An 18,279-nucleotide genomic window follows, 5' to 3' on the forward strand; every position below is an offset into this window, starting at 1 on the left:
TCCTCTTCACGACCCTGGACCTACCGACGCATGGCTGAAACTACACTTCTTTCCCCTTCCCTGAGCCGCTTCCCGATCCCGGCAGACCGCGCCGTGTACCGTGATCTGTCGACCGACCACTATCCCTGGACTGAAGTCAGTGCCGACTTCGAAGCCCGCCAGGACGAAGGCTTCAGCGGACTGCTGGATATCTGGCAGGGTGAACGCTGGGCACGTTTTGCACTGGTGCAGGGTGTAGCACGCTCCGGCTTTACTCAGGGTGGCCATGAGGTCGGCTGGGCAGCTGCGATGCAGGCCATGCCACGTGCACACGTCACGCTGTCTCGAATGGACAGTGTGATCTGTGACCTGATCTGGTCGCTGCGCGGCGCAGACACGCCGATTCCTCTGAAAGTCCCGTGGCCAGCGGCCCAGCATGAGCTGCAGCGGGTGCACTTTACCGGAGCGCTGGTTTCCCAGGGCAGCTGCAGCTACTGGAAAGGCGGGCAGCTGCTGGAAGGCACCTTGCCCCAGAGCGGGGCGGCGTGTCACATGATCTCGACGTACCGGTCCAACGACCGCGAAGGCACCCTGAACTTCTGGCAGGAGCTGCTGCGTACCGTAAACTCGCACGTTCCACTGGCCGAGCCCTGGCGACAGGCCACCCTGGCCCTGTCCGATGAGTACCCGTGTCTTGATCCCTTTGCACAAGAGGTCGTGTTGACCAACGGTATCCTGGAGGTCGAACCCGAACTGGAGTTGCAGGAACTGCGCCCCGCGCTGAGCGCGGTCCTGCTTCAGATGATGAACCGCGCAGGTGTACGCCTGGCAGATCTGCCGCTTGGTGCGCTGCGGCAGCGACCCGAGTGGGCTTCTGCCGAACTGGAGGTGAGTTGAGATGCCCGATGTCAGATGGCCCGAGGGGCTGACCGATCAGACACCGCTGCCTTACGGCCTGTGGAAGATCATGACCCATGTCGACGGTGTGCGCGATAGCGTTCAGGTTGCAAGAATGGCAGACGTCAGCGACGCTGATGTGCTGGCGGCAGTTCAGCAGTCGCAGCAGTGGATCGAGCGTGCCACGGCTCAGCAGCGGCCAGTATCGGCCGCCCTGGAAGCAGAACTCACCAAAATCCTGGTCAGTGTCGTTGGTCCGATGGCCACCCTGATGATGGACGATGCTATGGAGGATCTGGGCGAGGGAGCCACACTCACTGCAGTGCTTTCGGCCCTGGCCAACGAACTGGACCCCAGTCAGATGGACGCCTTTGTCCGGCAGGTCCGGGCAAAGGGCTTTCTGTGAGTTTCAACACCGTCTCAAACCCATCAGCTCACCCCGCGCCGCGCGGATGTAAGGGAGTCAACGCATGAAGTACACAGTCGTCATCCGGCAGCCTGTGCCGGAAGAATCGCTGCCCGCACTTGAAGGACAGCTCACCGAACGGTTCGGACTGAACCCCGAGCAGGCCAAGCGTCTGGCTTCACGCCGCGGTGGTCGCCTGATGAAGCCCACTGGCCGCGCACGCGCTGAGTTGCTGCTCAGCGTGTTCGAAAGCATCGGCGCACAGGTGGTCCTGGAGGAGGTCCGGGAAGAAACCGGCCTGCTCAGCGAGCCATTCCAGGGCGTGGCCAGCCGGGCCCCTACTTCTGCCTTTGCCATGGCGGGTGCCTCAGGGGGCAGCACGGCTGTCCTGGACGACGCACCGCTGGCTGCTCCGGTTCGGAGCCAGCCGGAGCCTATCTGGGCGTCGGGCGCCACAGCATCCTCCAGTGCCTCGATGGCCGGATGGAACGAGGAACCGACCAGCAAGGTCAGTGCGTTTTCTGAAGCGTCCATGCCGGCAGCCACCACAGCTGATCCCTTCAGCGCTGTTGCGACGGCTACTCCTGCTGCCCCCTTCCTGCCGGACGCCGGCAGCGCCGAACAGGTGCCGATGGTCACCACGCCTGCCGCTGGCCAGACCACGGCTGAGCCACAGGGCGTTACGCCCACCGCGGCTCCTGAGACGGACGCGTGGTCTGACTTTACAGGTGCCCTGACCATTTCCGACAATACGCCGGCCAAAACTGTGGCCGAGCCCGCCGCCGTCATCACGGCCCTGAACGAGGAGCCTGGTGGCGTCAGCACCAAGCGCCGCCGCAGCCTGGCCCAGCAGCTGACAGTGAGCACCCTGACACCACTGCTGCTTTCGACCGGTCTGACCCTGGGCCTGCTCAGCCTGATTCTGCCAGGGCTGCAGCGTCAGCTGGTACAACAGAACGCACAGGCCGTGGCCGTGGCCGTGGGAACAAGCCTCGATACCCGTAACCAGGAGTCGGTGAACCTGCAGCTTGACACCCTGCTGTCCCGCTCGGCCGTAGGTTTCGTACGTGTGGAACTGCCGGACGGCACGACCTACTTCCGTAGCCGCAACCCGGCTGTGGACAGCATCATGCAGGCACGCGTGGCTGAGTTCGTGCGCGAAAACCCCAACAGCGGGACCTTCCAGTCCAGCGGCAGTGCGGCTGACGCCTACCGCGAGCAGCTCAAGCAGCTTGAAGACGTAGGCGCCGGTGAGAGTACCCAGGCCCAGGAACTGCGCGCTGCCATTCAGGACCCCTCAAACAGCAAGGCAGACCGCACCGCCTACGTCACGAGTCGTCTGGGCGTGGTTGAGACCGAGGACGGCAGCCGCTCCACAGTTACAGGCGCTACTGACAGTGAAGATCTGCTGTACCGTATCTCTGTAGGGGTGCCGAACACGCAGGCCGCGACCAACCTGCGCAACACGCTGCTGCTGGTGCTGGCCGTCTCGCTCCTGGCACTGGGTCTGGCCGCTGCGCTGGCTCTGCGCGCAGCGCGCCGCGTGGTCGAGCCGATTGAGCGTCTGGTGAAGGTTGCCGACGCCATCAGCATGGGCGACCTGACCCACCCGGTACAGGCCGAACGCAACGATGAGATCGGTGACCTGGCAAACGCTCTGGAGCGCATGCGCCTGAGCCTGGAAGCCGCCATGGAACGTCTGCGCCGCCGTAAGCGCAGCTGAACCACGCCTCAAAGAAGCGCCGCCCACGGTACTCCGTGGGCGGCGCTTCTTTGAGGCGTCGGAAGTGCCTGCCTGTGCCCCGTAGCCGCACGATGCGGAATCCGGGCGGACCCTCAGGCGTGCTGGGCCTGCTGCGATTCCAGGTGCTCGGCCAGGCGGTCCCACGTTTCCGTAATGCCCTGAAGCATGCCCATATCCATGACCGCCCGCAAGCCATCTTCTGAAGCGTAGACCGCCCGGTTCACGACCTTGGTGCCCCCTTCGACGTCTTCGAAGGTCAGGATCGAGAGAGTAGGCGGCATCTGTTCGTTGATGTTCGCTTCGGCATCCGAGAAATAATCGGTATACACGATGCGCGAGGGCACTTCGATCTCCTGATAGATGCCCAGACCCCAGGATTCCATTCCATAGAACTGACCCTGAGCCGTGTCCACGCATTTCATGCAGTAATGCCATTTACCGCCAGGACGGAAGTCCACGGCGCAGTAAGACACGTCCCATCCCCGGGGGCCCCACCATCTGCTGAGATGTTCGGCTTTTGAAAAGGCCTCGAAGACCAGTCCACGGGGCGCCTTGAACACACGCTCAAGGACGAGTTCTTTGCCTGATTCGATTCGTGAAGTCATGGGAGAAGCTGCGCTGGTCATTGGAAAACCTCCTGGGAGTGCTGGAAGAAACGTAACGTACCGGTGGCCGCATGGATCAGTTGAAGTTCACTGGGTCATAACACGTCTCCTGGGGACTGATGAGCATTACGGCGTGGCTGGATCAGCAGGCGGTTGGGGCGGAGGATCAGGCACGCCAGATTCCTCGCCCGGGTGCTGAAGCTGCTGCAAATAGTTGTCAAGCTGCTCGAACCGTTCGGACCACAGCCGGCGATAAGGCCCGAGCCAGCTGTCGAGCTCCTCAAAGGCCTCGGGACGAAGCCGGCAGATGCGCCGGTTGGCCACCGCCTGGACCTCGACAACGCCCGCATCGCTTAAAACCCGTAGATGTTTGGACGCCTGAGGCTGCCGAATCTGGAGGCGTGTGGCAATTTCCCCTACGGTCAGGGGCTGCTCTTTTAACAGCTCAACAATCTGGAATCGGTTTGGTTCAGCCAGTGCGCTGAAGGTGGTGACATTCATGCTGCCAGCTCCTATGAGACGTGCAACGTAACCATCTTCACTTCGTAATATAACACACAAGGAATATTCCCGTAAAGGCATGTTCTTAGCGTGAACGCCGGCTCACTGAGAAGCTCTCTGCTTCCTGGAAGGCAGGAAGTTCCGGGTCAGAGCCAGGGCGAAATTGAGTCAGCAGCCCAGTCCGGCTTAATCTGCCGTGTCCCGCACAAGTTCAAAAGGCTGGTCCAGACCGGCCCTGGCTGCGTCGAGCGCGACGCGCGGAGCGTAGGAAAGCGCCAGCACTGCGCGGTAGGTCCTGAGCGCCAGATCACGGTCGCCCATAGCGTCGCGGACCTGACCCAGCCGCGCCAGGGTCAATCCAGCGAGGCTGCGCGGCTGATCATCGTTCAGTGCGTGTACGGCACGTTCCAGCAAGGTCCTCGCATCGCCCAGCTGACCCACAGCGAGATAGATGCTTGCTGCGGCCGAGTCCAGTTCTGCGCGCGGCGTTACCGCGTCGCCACTTTCACGGTCCAGCGCCGAGAGCAGGGCGCTCAGATCATCTTCCTCGCGCAGCTGCCAGGCTCGGTCAGCCAGGGCACGGACACGGCTCATCTCCCCTGCACTGAACGTGGAAACATCAGCCCAATCAGCACCAGGCAGGCGGTCCAGCAGCTCCGGAAGGTCATCAAGCGGCGCAAGAACAACCCCCTGATGGTCCTGCAGCTGCGAAGCGATCTCGTCAAGACGGCGCACCCGCCAGCGGGTCCCCGGCCCTTCATCCAGGGCGGTTCGGAGGTCAGCGTGATACTGACGGGCTGTGTCCAGGAACTCTGCGCTGAGCAGGTGCGCCGCCGTCAGCGGGCCTTGCAGATGGGCCGCAAACTCGCGTTCGGCCCGCGCGGCCGTATTCAGACGTTCGCGCCCCTGTGGATACTGGCCCAGAAAGCTGCGGAGCTGCTCATGCTCAGCATCAGCCCAGCTCCAGTCGGACAGGTGAAGGTCCTGGATGCTGATGCGGGCCGCCGGCAGCGCGTCTCGCAGCGGATGATCCGGGTCATTGGACGTCGCCCACAGGACCCTGGCTGCCCCCAGATGCCGCAGCAGTTCTACGACCGTGCCTGCGTTGTACTGCGGGTGCAGGCGCAACAGGTCACTCAGGTCAGGGATCAATAGCAGGCTCATGCGGCTCCTCTGGACACAGGAGGCTCAAACCTGGGGCACCGTGCTGTTCGGCCACAGTCCATGCTACCGGTCACCATGAGCCTCACGCACTGGCTCCGTTGCGCGCGCGCCCACCGTTACGGCTCTTGCCCGCCCGCACCAGATCCGTGACACCGTCAACCCGCAACAGGGCGGCGCGCAGACGTTCCAGGTCTGAGTTGCCCGCCATGGCCAGCCGCAAATGGATGGTCGCGGTATTGTCTGCGGATACCCCGGCCTCCAGCTTCATCGGGCTGCGTTTCTCGGCCGCCAGCACACTCAGCACATCGGCCAGCAGACCGCTGCGGTCCTGCGCGATGACGTCCAGGTCCATGATGATGTTGCCCGGCGTTCCGCTGTTCCATGACGCCGCCACACAACGCTCGGGTTCGTCCTTGAGCAGCCGGATCATGTTAGGGCAGTCGATACGGTGCACGCTGACCCCACGCCCGCGTGTCAGGTAGCCCATGATCTGATCGCCGCGGATGGGATTGCAGCACTGGCTGAGCTTGGTGTTGGTGGTAAAGCCCTCCACATACACTCCACCCGGCTCCGGGGGGCGCGGCACCGGAGCTCGCCGGCCCGGAGGCACAGAGGACTGCTCCTGCGCCAGGCTGGGAGACAGGACGCGGGCCACGGCACTGGGCGTGGTTTTGGCCGCGTGCAGCGCCAGATACAGGTCGTCGGGATTGCGCGTACCCACCAGCTTGTGGGTGGCATCTTCCAGCAGTTTGGTACGCATCAGCTGGCGAACCGGCAGCTGCCGCTTGCGCAGGTACCGCTCCAGCAGATCGTGACCGCGCTTCAGGGCATCCTCGCGCTCCTGAGTCCGGAAATGGTGACGGATCTTGGCCCTCGCCGAGCGGGTGACGGCAAAGTTCAGCCAGTCCTTGCTGGGCTTGCCGTTCTTGCTGGTCACGATCTCGACCATGTCACCGTTTTTCAGGTGGTGCGAAAGCGGCACGATGCTGCCGTTGACGCGCGACCCGACAGTGGTTTCCCCGATGCGGGTGTGGATGTGGTACGCGAAGTCGATGCTGGTACTGCCGGCAGGCAGGCTGATGGCCAGACCCTTGGGCGTAAAGACCCGCACACGCTGCGACAGGATGTCGGACTTTACGGCGTCCATGTAATCCGACGCATCGTTGATCTCGTTTTGCAGTTCCTTGAGCTGCGAGATCCAGTTCTCGCGGTCGCGGGCGGCCAGCTGCGCGCCCTGCTTGTACATCCAGTGGGCGGCCACCCCATACTCGGCGACCTCATGCATGCGCCGCGACCGGATCTGCACCTCGATCGGCTGCCCGCTCTGACTGATCACGGTGGTGTGCAGGCTCTGGTACCCGTTGGGTTTGGGCACTGCGATGTAGTCCTTGAAGCGCCCCGGCAAGGGGGTCCACATGCTGTGCACGATGCTGACCGTGTGATAGCAGATGCGCTTCTCACGGGTCTCTTCGGCCCGCTCACGGCGCTTCTCGTCGGTGCCGGGCGGCACGATCAGATCCTTGGGCGTCAGGATGACGCGGATGGCCAGCAGGTCGAAAATCTGCTCCAGCGCCTTGCCCTCGCGTTTCATCTTGGTATGGATGCTCCACAGGTGCTTGCTGCGTCCCGCAATGTCGATCTCGCCGACCCACTCGGGCAACTCCAGGTCATCTTCCAGGGCTTCACGCAGCTGCTTGACTGCACCCTGGATCAGCGCGTCGCGCTCCTCCTGACGGGTGCGCAGCCGGGACTGCAGGTAGGCGTAGTCGTCGGGCTGCAGGTACTGAAAGCTCAGGTCCTCCAGTTCCCACTTGATCTTCCCGATGCCCAGCCGGTGGGCCAGCGGCGCGAAGATCTCCATGGTTTCCCGCGCAATACGCTGCTGCTTTTCGGGCTTCATGGAACCCAGGGTCCGCATGTTGTGCAGCCGGTCCGCCAGCTTGACCACGATGATGCGGATATCGGCCGTCATGGCAATCAGCATCTGGCGCAGGTTCTCGGCCTGCATGTCGCGCCCGGTGTGGGCCACTTCAGCCTGCTGACTGCCCTGCTTGGACAGCTTGCTGACCTTGGTCTCCCCTTCCACGATGCGGCGAACGTCGGGGCCGAACAGCTCCTCGATGCTCTCGAAGGTCACGCCCTCGACGTCCTCCACGGTGTCATGCAGCAGCCCGGCCATGACGCTTTCGGTGTCCATGCCTAGCCTGGCCAGAATGACCGCAACCGCGACCGGGTGGGTGATATAGGGCTCCCCACTCTTGCGGTTGACACCCTCGTGGGCATCACGGGCGAATTCGTAGGCCAGTTCTATACGGTCGCGGTCGGACTGCAGGCGCCCCCCGACCAGCGCCCTGAGTTCGTTCATTCCATGATCCGACGCTTCCGGCACGACCGCAAGAATAGCGCCTGCCTTCCATGTCACACCGTGGCCGTCTGCGCTACTTGGGGGTATGGTGCACCCTCTGGCATGACAGTCCAAGAAAACGCCCACCCCAGGGGGTGGACGGAAGGTGAGTGGGTTGAAGTGGGGCCCGTTAGCGCCTTTGACGCACGCGGACAGGCACCGGTTGAGGCTGTGGCTGCGACGCGCCCTTGAGCACCTCACGGAGCCATTCGATAAATTCTCCGAGGCCCTTCATGGACTTAGTTTAACGTCCAAAGTCTGACGGATATGGCACGCGGCTGACCATATGTTTACCCTCAAGGGAGGGGCTCACAAAGCCAGATACGCCTCGCGCACACTTGGATCAGCCAGCAGGGCAGCGCTGGTTCCCTGATTCACCACCTGGCCGTTTTCAAGCACGTAGGCACGGCTGGCCAGTTTCAGGCTCAGACCCACATTCTGCTCCACCAGCAGTACGCTCACGCCCTCAGCATTGACAGCTTTGAGGGCACCAAACACGGTCTGGGTCATCAGCGGGGACAGACCCAGGCTGGGCTCGTCCACCACCAGCACACTGGGCTTGGCCATCAGCGCGCGCCCGACCGCGACCATCTGCTGCTCGCCGCCCGACAGGGTGCCGGCCAGCTGACCAGCACGCTCGCGCAGACGCGGGAACAGGGTGTAAACCCGCTCTAACGTCTCGGCCTGCGCGGTACGGGCCTCAGGACGCATGGCCGCGCCGAGCTCCAGGTTCTCGCGCACCGTCATCAGGGCAAACAGTTCACGTCCTTCCGGCACGTGGGCCAGGCCCATCCCCACGATCTGCGAGGGCGTGGCGCGCGTGATGTCCTGTCCTCCCAGCCCAATGCGCCCGCCGGACGGCCGGAGCACGCCGCTGACAGCGCGCAGTGTGCTGGTCTTGCCTGCACCGTTGGCCCCGATCATGGCCACGAACTCGCCCGGACCGACCCGGACGCTGACGTCCCACAACACCTGCACCTTGCCGTAGCCTGCCGCAAGATTCTCGATGACCAGTTCCTGGCCCTGCGTGTGTGGTGTCATCAGGCTGCCCCTTCATTCCAGATCGTCCCGAACCTTAGGGGCCACCCTTGCGTAGCTAGCCCAGGGCCATACCCAGTCACCCCGCCAGGAAAAAACAATGGCTGATGTTCGCGCATCATGCGTGCAACTCCGTCTCGGTGCCCAGGTAAGCGCTGACCACCTGGGGGTTGGCGGTGACCTCGCGGTAGGTGCCCTCAGCGATCACCTGTCCCTGGTCCATGACCACCACGCGGTCGGCCAGATCCCGCACAACCGGCATGATGTGTTCGATAAACAGCACGCTGACTCCACTTTCCTGCACGCTGCGTACCAGCGCGACTGCTTCCTGGGCCTCGGCGGGGCGCAGTCCGGCCATTACCTCGTCCAATAGCAGCACCTGCGGCTGGGTGGCCAGTGCACGCGCCACTTCCAGACGCTTGTCCTGCAGCAGGGTCAGTTCATGGGCCGCCTTGTCGGCGTGGGCGGCCAGTCCCGTGCGTTCCAGCAGATCGTAGGCACGCTCCCGGGCCTGAGGCAGGTTCATGCCGCGCTTGCCGAACAGCGCGCCCACGGTCACGTTTTCATGCACGGTCATTTCCGGAAAAGGACGCACGATCTGAAAGGCGCGGCCCAGCCCGGCGTGACAGCGCGCTTCCATGGCGTGCCCGGTGACGTCGTTGCCCAGCAGCCACAGCTGCCCACTGGTAGGCCGGTAGACCCCTGAGAGCAGGTTGAGCAGCGTGGTTTTCCCGGCGCCGTTCGGACCGATCACGGCGAGGATCTCACCGGCGTACTGGGTGAACGACACGTTCTGCACAGCCAGCAGGCCGCCGAAGCGTTTGCTCAGGCCCTGGGCGCGCAACACGACGTTGCCCTGGTCCGGTGTGGTGCGAGCAGGCATGACGGCGGTCACAGGTCACCTCCATGTTTGCCACGGCGGAGCAGGCCCATCAGGCCGCGCGGCAGCCACAGAATGCTGAGCATCAGCACCAGGCCGTACACGACCAAGTAGCCGTTCTTGACATTGTTGTGCAGGATTTCCTCGGCCACGCGCAGCACGGTAGCGCCCAGCACCGGGCCCAGCGTGGTGTACAGCCCACCGAAGATGCTGGTCGTCAGCGGCGCGATCGAGTTGGCTAGACTGAAGGTCTCCAGCGGGTTGATAAAGAAGGTCTTACCGGCGTACAGCACACCCGCCAGCGCGGCCAGCACACTGGAGATGAAAAAGGCTGCGAGCTTGTAGCGCACGATCGACACGCCCAGCACCCGGGCGGTTTCCTCACCCTGACGGATGGCCGCAAAAGCGTGGTGCAGGCGGGTCAGGCGCACGGCCAGGCTGACGCCCACAGTGAGCAGCAACAGCGAAAGCGCCAGCAGGTACTGACCACGTGAGTTGCCTCCAAGCAGAGCGGGCACCAGCATGCCGTTGGCACCACCGGCCACGCTTTCCGGGAGGTTCTGGATCACGGTCCGAATTACTTCGGTGAAAGCCAGCGTGGCAATCGCGAAATACATGCCGCTCAGGCGCATGGTTACGGCGCCCAGCACCAGACTGAACAGTCCAGCCAGCAGCGCGGCCAGCGGCATGGCGGCCAGCCAGGGCAGGCCTGTCTTGAGCAGCAGGGCGTAGGTGTAAGCGCCCAGCCCGTAAAAGGCGGCGTGAGCAAGACTCACCTGCCCGCTGCGCGCCAGGATGTCCCACGACAGCGCCATGATGCCGGCCACCAGCGTGAAAAAGCCGATCTGAAGCAGGAATTCTCGTTTGTCACCCAGCGGCAGGAAGGGGAAAATCAGGGCCAGCGCAAAGAACGCGGCCAGCGGCCACAGCTTGAACAGGGTGAAATCGGGGCGGCGGGTCATGGTCCGGCCCAGTACACCTTTCTCGGCAACGTCCGCGAGAACCGAGTCTGCGGCCTTTTGGATCTGGCTCATCTGGCCTCCCGGTAGGAACGCCAGACCAGCGTTCCGAAGATCATCAGGAAGAACACGGCGTCGCTCCAGCCGCCGCCGCCCGGCACGTACGTCTGCACCAGCGCTTCGGAGACGCCTAGGATGACCGACGCCCACAGCACGCCGGTCAGGTTGCCCAGACCTGCCATCACGATGATCGCAAAGGCCTTCAGGGCAAACACCAGTCCCACCGTCGGACTGGCAAACAGCAGCACACTCACGAGGACGCCGGCAATGGCAGCCAGCCCGCAGGAGACTCCAAACGCCAGCAGGTACACCTTGTCCACATCGACACCGATCAGCTGGGCGCCGCGGCGGTTCTGGGCCACGGCGCGCATCTGGCGGCCCAGCGTGGTGCGGTAGAGCACGAAGTACAGCGCCGCCAGAATGACCACAGCAAAGCCGAAGGCAATTGCCTTGGGCCCGCCCACGCTGAGTTCGCCGAAATTCAGGCTGGCGGCCTGATAGGGCGTGCTGACGGTGCGGGTATTGCCGCCCAGCAACATCAGCGCCAGGTTCTGCAGCAGGATGCCCAGGCCGAAGGTCAGCAGCATCTGGTTGAGCTCGGGAGCCAGCAGCACGTGGCGGATGCTGACACGGTAGGTCAGCGCGCCGATGGCGAATACCGAAAGCGCCACCAGCGGCAGCGACAGCAGCGGGTCCACGCCCAGAACAGCGCTGGCAGCCCAGGCCAGGAAGGCGCCGATCATCAGGAACTCGCCATGCGCGAAGTTCACGATGCCGACCACGCCCACTGCCAGGGCAAGGCCGGAGGCCACCAGAGCGTAGATGCCGCTTTGCAGCAGGCCGTTGAGCAGAGTTTGTAAAAAGAGTTCCATATCACCTCCGGGGGATTGGAGGCCCACCATGACTGTCAGGGCGCAAATAGCGGGCCGCCCCTGTGGTTCGGGCGGCCCGGTAGAGTCCCGTCAGACGCGGCGGGCGGTAGGGTTCAGCGGGCCCAGACGGTGGTGTTCTTGGCGAACCTCAGTGGGAAGACCGGTGCGCGTGCGTCGCTCAGGTACTGAAAACTCAGCCAGCTGCCGGCCTTGAAGCCCTGGTACTGGGTCTTGTTGCTCTTGGTAAAGGTCAGCGGGCCGAAGGGCGTGGGCATGTTGGTCTTGGCCATTTCGGCGGCAACCTTGTCCTTGTCGGTGCTGCCGGCCTTGTTGATCGCAGCGGCCAGGGTTTTGAGGTTCACGTAGGCCAGCGGCGCAAAGTACTCTTCGGTCACGTTGCCGAACTTCTTGCGGTAGGCGTTGACGAAAGCACGGCTCTGCGCGTTGGGGCTGCTGGGCAGCCACAGACTCAGGCCCGCGACGTTGTCAGCCAGCTTGTTCTTCTCGAAGCCCACCGGCCAGCTGGGCGGCGTGCCGTAGATCAGGCCGACGTTCAGGTTCTGCTGCTTGGCCTCGGTGACCAGCGGCAGGGCGTCAGTGTCGTAGCCGACCCAGTACAGGATGTCGGGCTTGGCGGCCTTGGCCTTGCTGACCAGCGGCCCGAAGCTGCCGCTGCCGGTCTTGAACTTCTCGGTCATGACGACGTTGAAGCCCGCCTTCTTGAAGCCTGCGACGGTCGCGTCGATGCCGGCGCTGCCGAATGGTCCGTCCTCGTAGGCGATAGCGATATTCCGGGCCTTCTTGGTAACGCGCAGGTGTTTGAAGTAATCCAGGATGGCTTCAAAGTTGTAGTAGGACCATGGGTGATAGTGGAAGAAGTACTTGTGGTCTGCGAATGCATCCTCGACCGGCACCGCGGCAGCGCCGATCCAGGCCATGAAGGTGTTGTACTGCTTGGCTGGGCCGCTGATGGCGATGGACGTGGCGCTGCTGACGCCGCCGGCCATGAAGTCCACCTTCTCCACGGTCACCAGTTTGACGAATTCGGGCACAGCCTTGGCCGGAGCGCTGCCGTCGTCTGCGAACTCCAGCTCCAGAGGTTTACCGAGCACGCCACCGGCCCGGTTAATTTCGTCCAGCGCCAGCAGGTAACCGTTCCTCGCGGCCTGGCCGGTAACGCTACCCGCCCCGCTGAGAGGAAGCAGCACGCCGACCTTCACCGCACCAGCTGCGGAAAGCGCCATCAGAACGCCTGTCAATAGCATCTTTTTCATGTACGTTTCGAGTCTAGGACGGGGGCATTACAGCGGCGTTACACCACAGGTCACAATTGCGGGTGTGACCGGGCCGTAACGCAGGCCTCCTACGCTGGGCAGCAATGCAAGACAAGGGGTTAAGGTCAGGAGAGGGACCGCCTGGCGTGTTCGAGCTGAACACCGAGGCGCTCCTGGGTGGTGTGCGCGTGCCGGTGCGGCTGGGCGCGCAGTCATGGGGCACACTCAATGCCGCGCGGGACAATGCCGTGCTGGTCTGCCACTACTACACCGGCACCATGCGGGCCGCAGGACGCAACCCGGACGGCACACCAGCCTGGTGGGACGCACTGATCGGCCCGGGACGGGCGATCGACACCAAGCGGTTTTTCGTGGTGTGTATGAACACCCTGTCCAATGCCCAGTACCTGGACAGCGGTGTCATTACCACCGGCCCGGAGACTGTGCACCCGGACGGACAGCCCTGGGGTCCGCGCTTTCCGGCCTGGGGCTTCGGCGACCTGCATGCCCTGCAGCTGGCACTGATGCATCAGCTACAGGTGCCGCGCTGGCACGCTGTGGTCGGTCCCAGCCTGGGCGGCACTCAGGCGCTGCACTGGGCGGCGCGCACGCCGGAGCTTGCGCCGCGGGTGGCGGCTGTGACAACCAGCCCCAAGGCCGGCCCCGTCCTGCGAGACGCTTTCGAGCCGATGCTGCGTGACGCAGCGGCCAGCGGTGGCGTCGAGGCGGCGCTGCGCCTGATTTCTTTTTTTGGCCTGGGTTCAGACGGCCTGGAGCGCCAGTTCCGGGAAGCGAACTTCCGCACCTATCTGCGTACCCGCATAGGCACCTGCAGTCTCAGCCACGTCCTTGACCTGGGACGCCTGGTGGCCACGCACGACTTGGAACAGGTCGCACCGACGCCGCAGCTGTTCGAGCGCTGGCGCGAGACCGGACTGCAACTGCTGAGTGTCAATGTCACGGTAGACCAGTTTTTCCCAGTGGCAGAAATGCGCCGCTTCGCCCTGGCCTCCCAGGCGGCGGGCGTAGCGCACACCCATGTGGAATTCGACTCGCCCTACGGACACCTGGGCTGTCTGCAGGACATTCCACGGTACGCTCACCATCTGCAGGCTCTGCTGGACTCCCCTTCGCCGGATCTCGCCGTGCGCCTTGCGCAGAAGAACGCCCATGCCTGAAACGCTGATAACTGAACAGTCACTGCACCAGGGCACTCTGGTCGCCTTACATGGAAACCTGGCGTCCAGCGCCTGGTGGGCCAGCCTGCTGGCCGAGCCGCCGGTGGGCTGGCGAGTGCTGGCTCCAGATCTTCCGGGCTTTGCCGGCAGTGCACATATGGGAGAGGTCAGTATCAGCGCCTACGCGACGTGGCTCCGGGACTGGCTGGCGAATCACCTTGATCCCGGTGAATGCCCGGTGCTGCTGGGCCACTCGCTGGGAGGCGCTGTAGCCCTGGAATATGCCGCCCGCCAGCCCGCTGAGATCAGTGGGCTGGCCCTGGCCGCCAGTGCTCCCCTGGACGGCCTGATCACACCAGAGGAGCACTACCCGCTGCTGGAACTGCTGCGCGAGGACAAGTTCCTGCTGGAGATGCACATCGGGGCGCTGTTTCCGTCGCAGCAGCCGGCCAACTTTACCCAGCTGGTGCATGACGCCAGCCGTATGGCCAGGACGCACTACAGCGGCAATGCCCGGGCCCTGTCCACCTGGAAAGTTGATCCCGCAGCCCTGGCGGGCCTGCCAGTGCTGGTGCTGGGTGGTGAGCTGGACCGGTTGACCACCCCTGACATGGTCCATGCTCAGGCTGCTGCCCTGGGCTGCCGGGCCACCATTCTTAGCGGCCTCGGCCACGGCTTCCCGCAGGAGGATGCGCTGGCCTTCCTCCAGCACCTGCAACCCTTCCTCAATCAGCTGCCTAACGATCGTTTGGACAGTTACGTTACACTGGAGACTACATGAACAAGGTGTATCCGAGCGCAAGTGAAGCGCTGCAAGACATCGTGCACGACGGACAGACGGTTGCCGTGGGCGGCTTTGGTCTGTGCGGCATCCCCGAACAGCTGATTCTTGCCCTGCGCGACAGCGGCGCCCGCAACCTGACGGCCGTGAGCAACAACGCGGGCGTGGATGGCTGGGGCCTGGGCCTGCTGCTGGAAACCCGGCAGATCAGCAAGATGATTTCCAGCTACGTCGGCGAGAACAAGGAATTCGAGCGTCAGTACCTGGCCGGTGAACTGGAGCTGGAATTTACGCCGCAGGGCACCCTGGCCGAGCGCATGCGGGCGGGGGGCGCCGGAATTCCGGGGTTCTATACCAGAACCGGGGTGGGCACCGTGGTCGCCGAGGGCAAGGAACACAAGGACTTTGACGGCGAGACCTTCATCCTGGAGCGCGGTATCCGGGCTGACGTGGCTCTAGTCAAGGCCTGGAAGGCTGACAAGTCAGGCAACCTCGTGTACCGCAAAACCGCGCGCAACTTCAATCCTATGGCTGCCACCTGCGGCCGGATCACGGTGGCCGAGGTGGAAGAAATCGTGGAAGTCGGCCATATTGATCCGGATGACGTGGACACGCCCGGCATTTTCGTGCAGCGTGTGGTGCTTAATGCCACGCCCGAAAAGCGCATCGAGCAGCGCACCGTGCGCAAGGCAGCGGCACAAGCCGGGACCAGCGAGGAAGGCTGACATGACAGGCCTGAACTTCAGGGGCCTTCTCTTGCCGCGCCCACTGCGCGTTCAGCGGCCACTCATGGCACTGCGCGGTTCGTTCTTCTTGGCGGAGACTTCGGGTCTCCGGAGGTTTTGATGCCCTGGAACAGAGATGAAATGGCTGCCCGCGCGGCCAAGGAATTGCAGGACGGCTACTACGTCAACTTGGGGATCGGCCTGCCCACCCTGGTCGCCAACCACATCCCCGAAGGGGTCAGCGTGATGCTTCAGTCCGAAAACGGCCTGCTGGGCATTGGGCCCTTTCCGACAGAGGACGAGGTGGATCCCGACCTGATCAACGCCGGCAAGCAGACCGTCACGGCCCTGCCGGGCGCCAGTTTCTTTTCCAGCGCCGACAGCTTTGCCATGATCCGTGGCGGTCACGTCAACCTGGCCATTCTGGGCGCCATGCAAGTCTCGGAAACAGGTGACCTGGCCAACTGGATGATTCCCGGCAAGATGGTCAAGGGGATGGGCGGCGCGATGGATCTGGTGGCCGGCGTGCAGCGTGTGGTGGTCCTGATGGAGCATGTGGCCAAGGGCGACGCACACAAGATCCTGAAGGAATGCAACCTGCCCCTGACCGGGAAAGCTGTGGTGGACCGGATCATCACCGATCTCGGTGTGCTGGACGTCACCCCGGACGGCCTGCAGCTCGTGGAACTCGCGCCGGATGTCACCCTGGATGAACTGCGCAGCAAAACCGGAGCCAGCATCCGGGACTAGTCACCGCCAGTACAGCCAGGGCCGGAGGCCTACCAGGACAACCAACGCCTGCTTGCACAGGTGCAATATCAGGCACACCACGATGCTCTGACTGGACTTCCCAACAGGCATCTGTTCGAGGATCGCCTGCAGCAGGCGGTGTTGCATGCACAGCGCTCCTTTGAGCACTTTGGAGTCATCTTCCTGGATCTCGACGGTTTCAAAGAGTCAATGACTCCCTGGGACACGATACCGGCGACGAGCTGCTCCGGCGCGTCGCAGCACGCCTGCGGGCCACAGTTCGGGCCAGTGACACTGTCGCGCGGCTCGGCGGGGATGAATTCACTCTGCTGGTAGAGCGACTAAGCCGCGCCCAGGACGCAGTCACCATCGCTGACCAGCTGCTGGGTGCCGTGCAGCGACCTGTACTGCTGATCGGAAAGGAAGTTTCCGTCAACGCCTCAATAGGAGTCAGCCTGTATCCACTGCACGGCCGGGACGGTCCCACGCTTCAAAAGCAGGCTGACGCTGCTATGTACAAAGCCAAGCACGCAGGCAAAGGAGCGGTCTGCCTCTGGGGCAGCTGACCTGGACCGACTCAGTGTGCCAAATCCGGTTCCGGTCCCCCTGCCTCAGGGAGCGGTGACGCTCCTCACCGTGTACTGCACACGACCAGCCTCAAGCTCGACGTCGAAGGTCTCACCCTCACGCCGACCCATCAGGGCTTTTCCAACCGGACTGTCGTCACTGACCTGAGTCACACCCTCGGTCATGGCGCTGATCTCCACCGCACTGACCAGCTGAACCTGCAGCTGACGGCCATGTTTATCATCTTCGAGCATAACGACTGAGCCCACGGCCACCTGACCGCGGGGCAGATCCTCCTCCTCGACGATCACGGCGCGCGCCAGTACATCCTCCAGTTCCAGAATCCGGGCCTCAATGGCGATCCGTTCCTGCCCGATCTGCGCGGCATTCAGGCTGCGGTTCTCCAGGTCCATCGCGTCGTCTACGGTATTGGCCAGGCTGGTAATGGTTTCCTCCAGACGCTGGCGTTCCTTCTCGAGAGACTGCTCCAGACGCTCATAACCTTCTCGGGTCAGCTGAACTGCATCGGGCATGTGTGGCTCCTTTTGGACCTGGGGTGAGAAATTAACAGTGGCGGGAACGTTACCTGACTGGCCATCAGCCTGGGGGTTCATGATGAGGACGAGTCCGGGCGGATGCATAAGGGAGACCCCAACCTTCCTTCCGGAAGCTTTCATCGGGCCTGCAAGGTCAACCGGTCTACTTCGGATGCTCAGCCCTTCCGCTCTGGTCCAGAGACGGAACGGCGCCAGGAGGAACACGATGACCAGAAAAACCAACGAAGATCCTTCCAACAGCAAGGGAACGGCAACCGACGATCAGGGGCAGACCTCTGCTGATCAGGATCTGGCGGGTACCCAGACCGTGGACTATTCCCTGCCTGAAGACGACCTCCCGGAAAACCAGGACGATCAGTCCAATGCTGAGCGGATCAGAGGAGCGCAGGATGACCTCGACGACCTTCCAGTCTCCGGGGATGTCACCGGCGGCAACCACAGCCCGGGCACGGACGCGCTGGCTGGTGCCGGAATTACCTTTGATGACGGCATCGATCCGTCTATTCGCACTGAGATGCTGGACAATGCCGCCGCCTACCTGGATGACGCGCCTCCCGGCAATGTCAATGACGAACCCAGCTTTGATGACGGCGTGCCCAACAGCATCTCGGACTTCAGCGTGATCACCCCGGACAATCCGGGAGGCACAGCACGGCTGGCCGACCCCAGCCTCGACGCTGGCGGTGAGGCCAAAGGCGCGCGGGTGGGCGGCTCAGGAGCCTTCGACGGCGGCCCTCCCCGCACCACGCCCTTACCAGGCAGCGACGACACCGAATAAACCCAGTCTCCAGGGCTGTTGTTTCTCCTGCCAGGGCCCCATGAGGCCCTGGCACACTTCTGACTTGCCAGCGTTGAGCGAGGCGCGGTCTGTTCACCCAGGCCAAGCGAAATGCGGTTTGCGTTCCGACTCTGGTTCCCACGTTCGACCCACCATTCCA

The 18,279-nt window shown here is 63.5% G+C and carries 19 protein-coding genes and 1 pseudogene; 9 read left to right on the forward strand and 11 right to left on the reverse strand.

Annotated features, from left to right (window positions below; genetic code table 11):
- Nucleotides 1-30 precede the first annotated feature (30 nt).
- From DEIDE_RS08505 to DEIDE_RS08515, 3 genes are all read left to right on the forward strand, one after another.
- Nucleotides 31-876, forward strand: a complete 846-nt coding sequence (locus DEIDE_RS08505; RefSeq protein WP_012693547.1) for a hypothetical protein — start codon at nucleotides 31-33, stop codon at nucleotides 874-876.
- 1 nt (nucleotide 877) lies between these two features.
- Nucleotides 878-1,282 (forward strand): DUF8082 domain-containing protein, encoded by a 405-nt coding sequence (locus tag DEIDE_RS08510; RefSeq protein ID WP_012693548.1) that lies wholly within the window; start codon nucleotides 878-880, stop codon nucleotides 1,280-1,282.
- Between the two features lie 64 nt (nucleotides 1,283-1,346).
- On the forward strand, nucleotides 1,347-3,005 hold the full coding sequence (locus DEIDE_RS08515; RefSeq protein ID WP_012693549.1) for a HAMP domain-containing protein: 1,659 nt from the start codon (nucleotides 1,347-1,349) through the stop codon (nucleotides 3,003-3,005).
- A gap of 113 nt (nucleotides 3,006-3,118) precedes the next feature.
- On the opposite strand, the gene DEIDE_RS08520 is transcribed toward DEIDE_RS08515, so the two are convergent.
- The 9 genes from DEIDE_RS08520 to DEIDE_RS08560 form a co-directional block, all read right to left on the reverse strand.
- Entirely contained in the window at nucleotides 3,119-3,652 is a 534-nt protein-coding gene (locus DEIDE_RS08520) for an SRPBCC domain-containing protein (RefSeq protein WP_012693550.1), read from the reverse strand.
- A 105-nt stretch (nucleotides 3,653-3,757) separates the two neighbouring features.
- Nucleotides 3,758-4,132: an ArsR/SmtB family transcription factor gene (locus tag DEIDE_RS08525; protein WP_012693551.1), complete on the reverse strand. Its 375-nt coding sequence runs from the start codon at nucleotides 4,130-4,132 to the stop codon at nucleotides 3,758-3,760.
- Nucleotides 4,133-4,318: 186 nt separating this feature from the next.
- Nucleotides 4,319-5,296 carry a hypothetical protein gene (locus DEIDE_RS08530; protein WP_012693552.1) on the reverse strand — a complete coding sequence of 326 codons (978 nt, stop codon included), beginning with the start codon at nucleotides 5,294-5,296 and terminating at the stop codon, nucleotides 4,319-4,321.
- Between the two features lie 82 nt (nucleotides 5,297-5,378).
- On the reverse strand, nucleotides 5,379-7,661 hold the full coding sequence (locus tag DEIDE_RS08535; protein WP_012693553.1) for a RelA/SpoT family protein: 2,283 nt from the start codon (nucleotides 7,659-7,661) through the stop codon (nucleotides 5,379-5,381).
- 348 nt (nucleotides 7,662-8,009) lie between these two features.
- Nucleotides 8,010-8,741 (reverse strand): ABC transporter ATP-binding protein, encoded by a 732-nt coding sequence (locus DEIDE_RS08540; protein ID WP_012693554.1) that lies wholly within the window; start codon nucleotides 8,739-8,741, stop codon nucleotides 8,010-8,012.
- A gap of 115 nt (nucleotides 8,742-8,856) precedes the next feature.
- Nucleotides 8,857-9,633 carry an ABC transporter ATP-binding protein gene (locus DEIDE_RS08545; RefSeq protein ID WP_012693555.1) on the reverse strand — a complete coding sequence of 259 codons (777 nt, stop codon included), beginning with the start codon at nucleotides 9,631-9,633 and terminating at the stop codon, nucleotides 8,857-8,859.
- Nucleotides 9,630-10,652, reverse strand: a complete 1,023-nt coding sequence (locus DEIDE_RS08550) for a branched-chain amino acid ABC transporter permease (protein ID WP_012693556.1) — start codon at nucleotides 10,650-10,652, stop codon at nucleotides 9,630-9,632. The genes DEIDE_RS08545 and DEIDE_RS08550 overlap by 4 nt, the downstream gene beginning before the upstream one ends.
- Entirely contained in the window at nucleotides 10,649-11,509 is an 861-nt protein-coding gene (locus DEIDE_RS08555) for a branched-chain amino acid ABC transporter permease (RefSeq protein ID WP_012693557.1), read from the reverse strand. Before DEIDE_RS08555 ends, DEIDE_RS08550 begins: the two co-directional genes overlap by 4 nt.
- Before the next feature lie 113 nt (nucleotides 11,510-11,622).
- Nucleotides 11,623-12,783, reverse strand: a complete 1,161-nt coding sequence (locus DEIDE_RS08560) for an ABC transporter substrate-binding protein (RefSeq protein WP_012693558.1) — start codon at nucleotides 12,781-12,783, stop codon at nucleotides 11,623-11,625.
- A gap of 146 nt (nucleotides 12,784-12,929) precedes the next feature.
- On the opposite strand from DEIDE_RS08560, the gene DEIDE_RS08565 reads away from it, so the two are divergent.
- The 4 genes from DEIDE_RS08565 to DEIDE_RS08580 all read left to right on the forward strand — a co-directional run bounded on the left by DEIDE_RS08565 (nucleotide 12,930) and on the right by DEIDE_RS08580 (nucleotide 16,217).
- Nucleotides 12,930-13,961: a homoserine O-acetyltransferase family protein gene (locus tag DEIDE_RS08565; protein WP_012693559.1), complete on the forward strand. Its 1,032-nt coding sequence runs from the start codon at nucleotides 12,930-12,932 to the stop codon at nucleotides 13,959-13,961.
- Nucleotides 13,954-14,742, forward strand: a complete 789-nt coding sequence (locus DEIDE_RS08570) for an alpha/beta fold hydrolase (RefSeq protein WP_012693560.1) — start codon at nucleotides 13,954-13,956, stop codon at nucleotides 14,740-14,742. The genes DEIDE_RS08565 and DEIDE_RS08570 overlap by 8 nt, the downstream gene beginning before the upstream one ends.
- The gene (locus DEIDE_RS08575; protein ID WP_012693561.1) at nucleotides 14,739-15,467 is read left to right on the forward strand and encodes a CoA transferase subunit A; all 729 of its coding nucleotides are present in this window, start codon (nucleotides 14,739-14,741) and stop codon (nucleotides 15,465-15,467) included. The genes DEIDE_RS08570 and DEIDE_RS08575 overlap by 4 nt, the downstream gene beginning before the upstream one ends.
- A gap of 120 nt (nucleotides 15,468-15,587) precedes the next feature.
- Entirely contained in the window at nucleotides 15,588-16,217 is a 630-nt protein-coding gene (locus tag DEIDE_RS08580) for a CoA transferase subunit B (protein WP_012693562.1), read from the forward strand.
- Here the strand turns inward: DEIDE_RS08580 and DEIDE_RS19525 are convergent, their stop codons facing one another.
- Nucleotides 16,218-16,364, reverse strand: coding sequence for a hypothetical protein (locus tag DEIDE_RS19525; protein WP_242402894.1), 147 nt, complete (start codon nucleotides 16,362-16,364; stop codon nucleotides 16,218-16,220).
- On the opposite strand from DEIDE_RS19525, the pseudogene DEIDE_RS19865 reads away from it, so the two are divergent.
- Nucleotides 16,329-16,783, forward strand: a pseudogene (locus DEIDE_RS19865) (diguanylate cyclase domain-containing protein). The gene DEIDE_RS19525 and the pseudogene DEIDE_RS19865 sit on opposite strands and share 36 nt — an antisense overlap.
- 45 nt (nucleotides 16,784-16,828) lie before the next feature.
- Here the strand turns inward: DEIDE_RS19865 and DEIDE_RS08585 are convergent.
- Nucleotides 16,829-17,317 carry a GreA/GreB family elongation factor gene (locus DEIDE_RS08585; RefSeq protein ID WP_012693564.1) on the reverse strand — a complete coding sequence of 163 codons (489 nt, stop codon included), beginning with the start codon at nucleotides 17,315-17,317 and terminating at the stop codon, nucleotides 16,829-16,831.
- A 229-nt stretch (nucleotides 17,318-17,546) separates the two neighbouring features.
- On the opposite strand from DEIDE_RS08585, the gene DEIDE_RS08590 reads away from it, so the two are divergent.
- Complete coding sequence (locus DEIDE_RS08590; RefSeq protein ID WP_012693565.1) at nucleotides 17,547-18,119, forward strand: hypothetical protein; 573 nt, start codon at nucleotides 17,547-17,549, stop codon at nucleotides 18,117-18,119.
- Nucleotides 18,120-18,279: the final 160 nt, after the last annotated feature.

The organism is Deinococcus deserti VCD115, from assembly GCF_000020685.1.
GTDB lineage: Bacteria > Deinococcota > Deinococci > Deinococcales > Deinococcaceae > Deinococcus > Deinococcus deserti.

Excerpts from the sequence above, each read along its gene's own strand:
- DEIDE_RS08580 (WP_012693562.1), top strand. The coding sequence starts at position 15,588 with ATGCCCTGGAACAGAGATGAAATGGCTGCCCGCGCGGCCAAGGAATTG.
- DEIDE_RS08590 (WP_012693565.1), top strand. The coding sequence starts at position 17,547 with ATGACCAGAAAAACCAACGAAGATCCTTCCAACAGCAAGGGAACGGCA.
- DEIDE_RS19525 (WP_242402894.1), bottom strand. The coding sequence starts at position 16,364 with ATGCAACACCGCCTGCTGCAGGCGATCCTCGAACAGATGCCTGTTGGG.
- DEIDE_RS08560 (WP_012693558.1), bottom strand. The coding sequence starts at position 12,783 with ATGAAAAAGATGCTATTGACAGGCGTTCTGATGGCGCTTTCCGCAGCT.
- DEIDE_RS08575 (WP_012693561.1), top strand. The coding sequence starts at position 14,739 with ATGAACAAGGTGTATCCGAGCGCAAGTGAAGCGCTGCAAGACATCGTG.
- DEIDE_RS08570 (WP_012693560.1), top strand. The coding sequence starts at position 13,954 with ATGCCTGAAACGCTGATAACTGAACAGTCACTGCACCAGGGCACTCTG.
- DEIDE_RS08540 (WP_012693554.1), bottom strand. The coding sequence starts at position 8,741 with ATGACACCACACACGCAGGGCCAGGAACTGGTCATCGAGAATCTTGCG.
- DEIDE_RS08550 (WP_012693556.1), bottom strand. The coding sequence starts at position 10,652 with ATGAGCCAGATCCAAAAGGCCGCAGACTCGGTTCTCGCGGACGTTGCC.
- DEIDE_RS08520 (WP_012693550.1), bottom strand. The coding sequence starts at position 3,652 with ATGACCAGCGCAGCTTCTCCCATGACTTCACGAATCGAATCAGGCAAA.
- DEIDE_RS08515 (WP_012693549.1), top strand. The coding sequence starts at position 1,347 with ATGAAGTACACAGTCGTCATCCGGCAGCCTGTGCCGGAAGAATCGCTG.
- DEIDE_RS08525 (WP_012693551.1), bottom strand. The coding sequence starts at position 4,132 with ATGAATGTCACCACCTTCAGCGCACTGGCTGAACCAAACCGATTCCAG.
- DEIDE_RS08530 (WP_012693552.1), bottom strand. The coding sequence starts at position 5,296 with ATGAGCCTGCTATTGATCCCTGACCTGAGTGACCTGTTGCGCCTGCAC.
- DEIDE_RS08535 (WP_012693553.1), bottom strand. The coding sequence starts at position 7,661 with ATGAACGAACTCAGGGCGCTGGTCGGGGGGCGCCTGCAGTCCGACCGC.
- DEIDE_RS08510 (WP_012693548.1), top strand. The coding sequence starts at position 878 with ATGCCCGATGTCAGATGGCCCGAGGGGCTGACCGATCAGACACCGCTG.
- DEIDE_RS08585 (WP_012693564.1), bottom strand. The coding sequence starts at position 17,317 with ATGCCCGATGCAGTTCAGCTGACCCGAGAAGGTTATGAGCGTCTGGAG.
- DEIDE_RS08555 (WP_012693557.1), bottom strand. The coding sequence starts at position 11,509 with ATGGAACTCTTTTTACAAACTCTGCTCAACGGCCTGCTGCAAAGCGGC.
- DEIDE_RS08505 (WP_012693547.1), top strand. The coding sequence starts at position 31 with ATGGCTGAAACTACACTTCTTTCCCCTTCCCTGAGCCGCTTCCCGATC.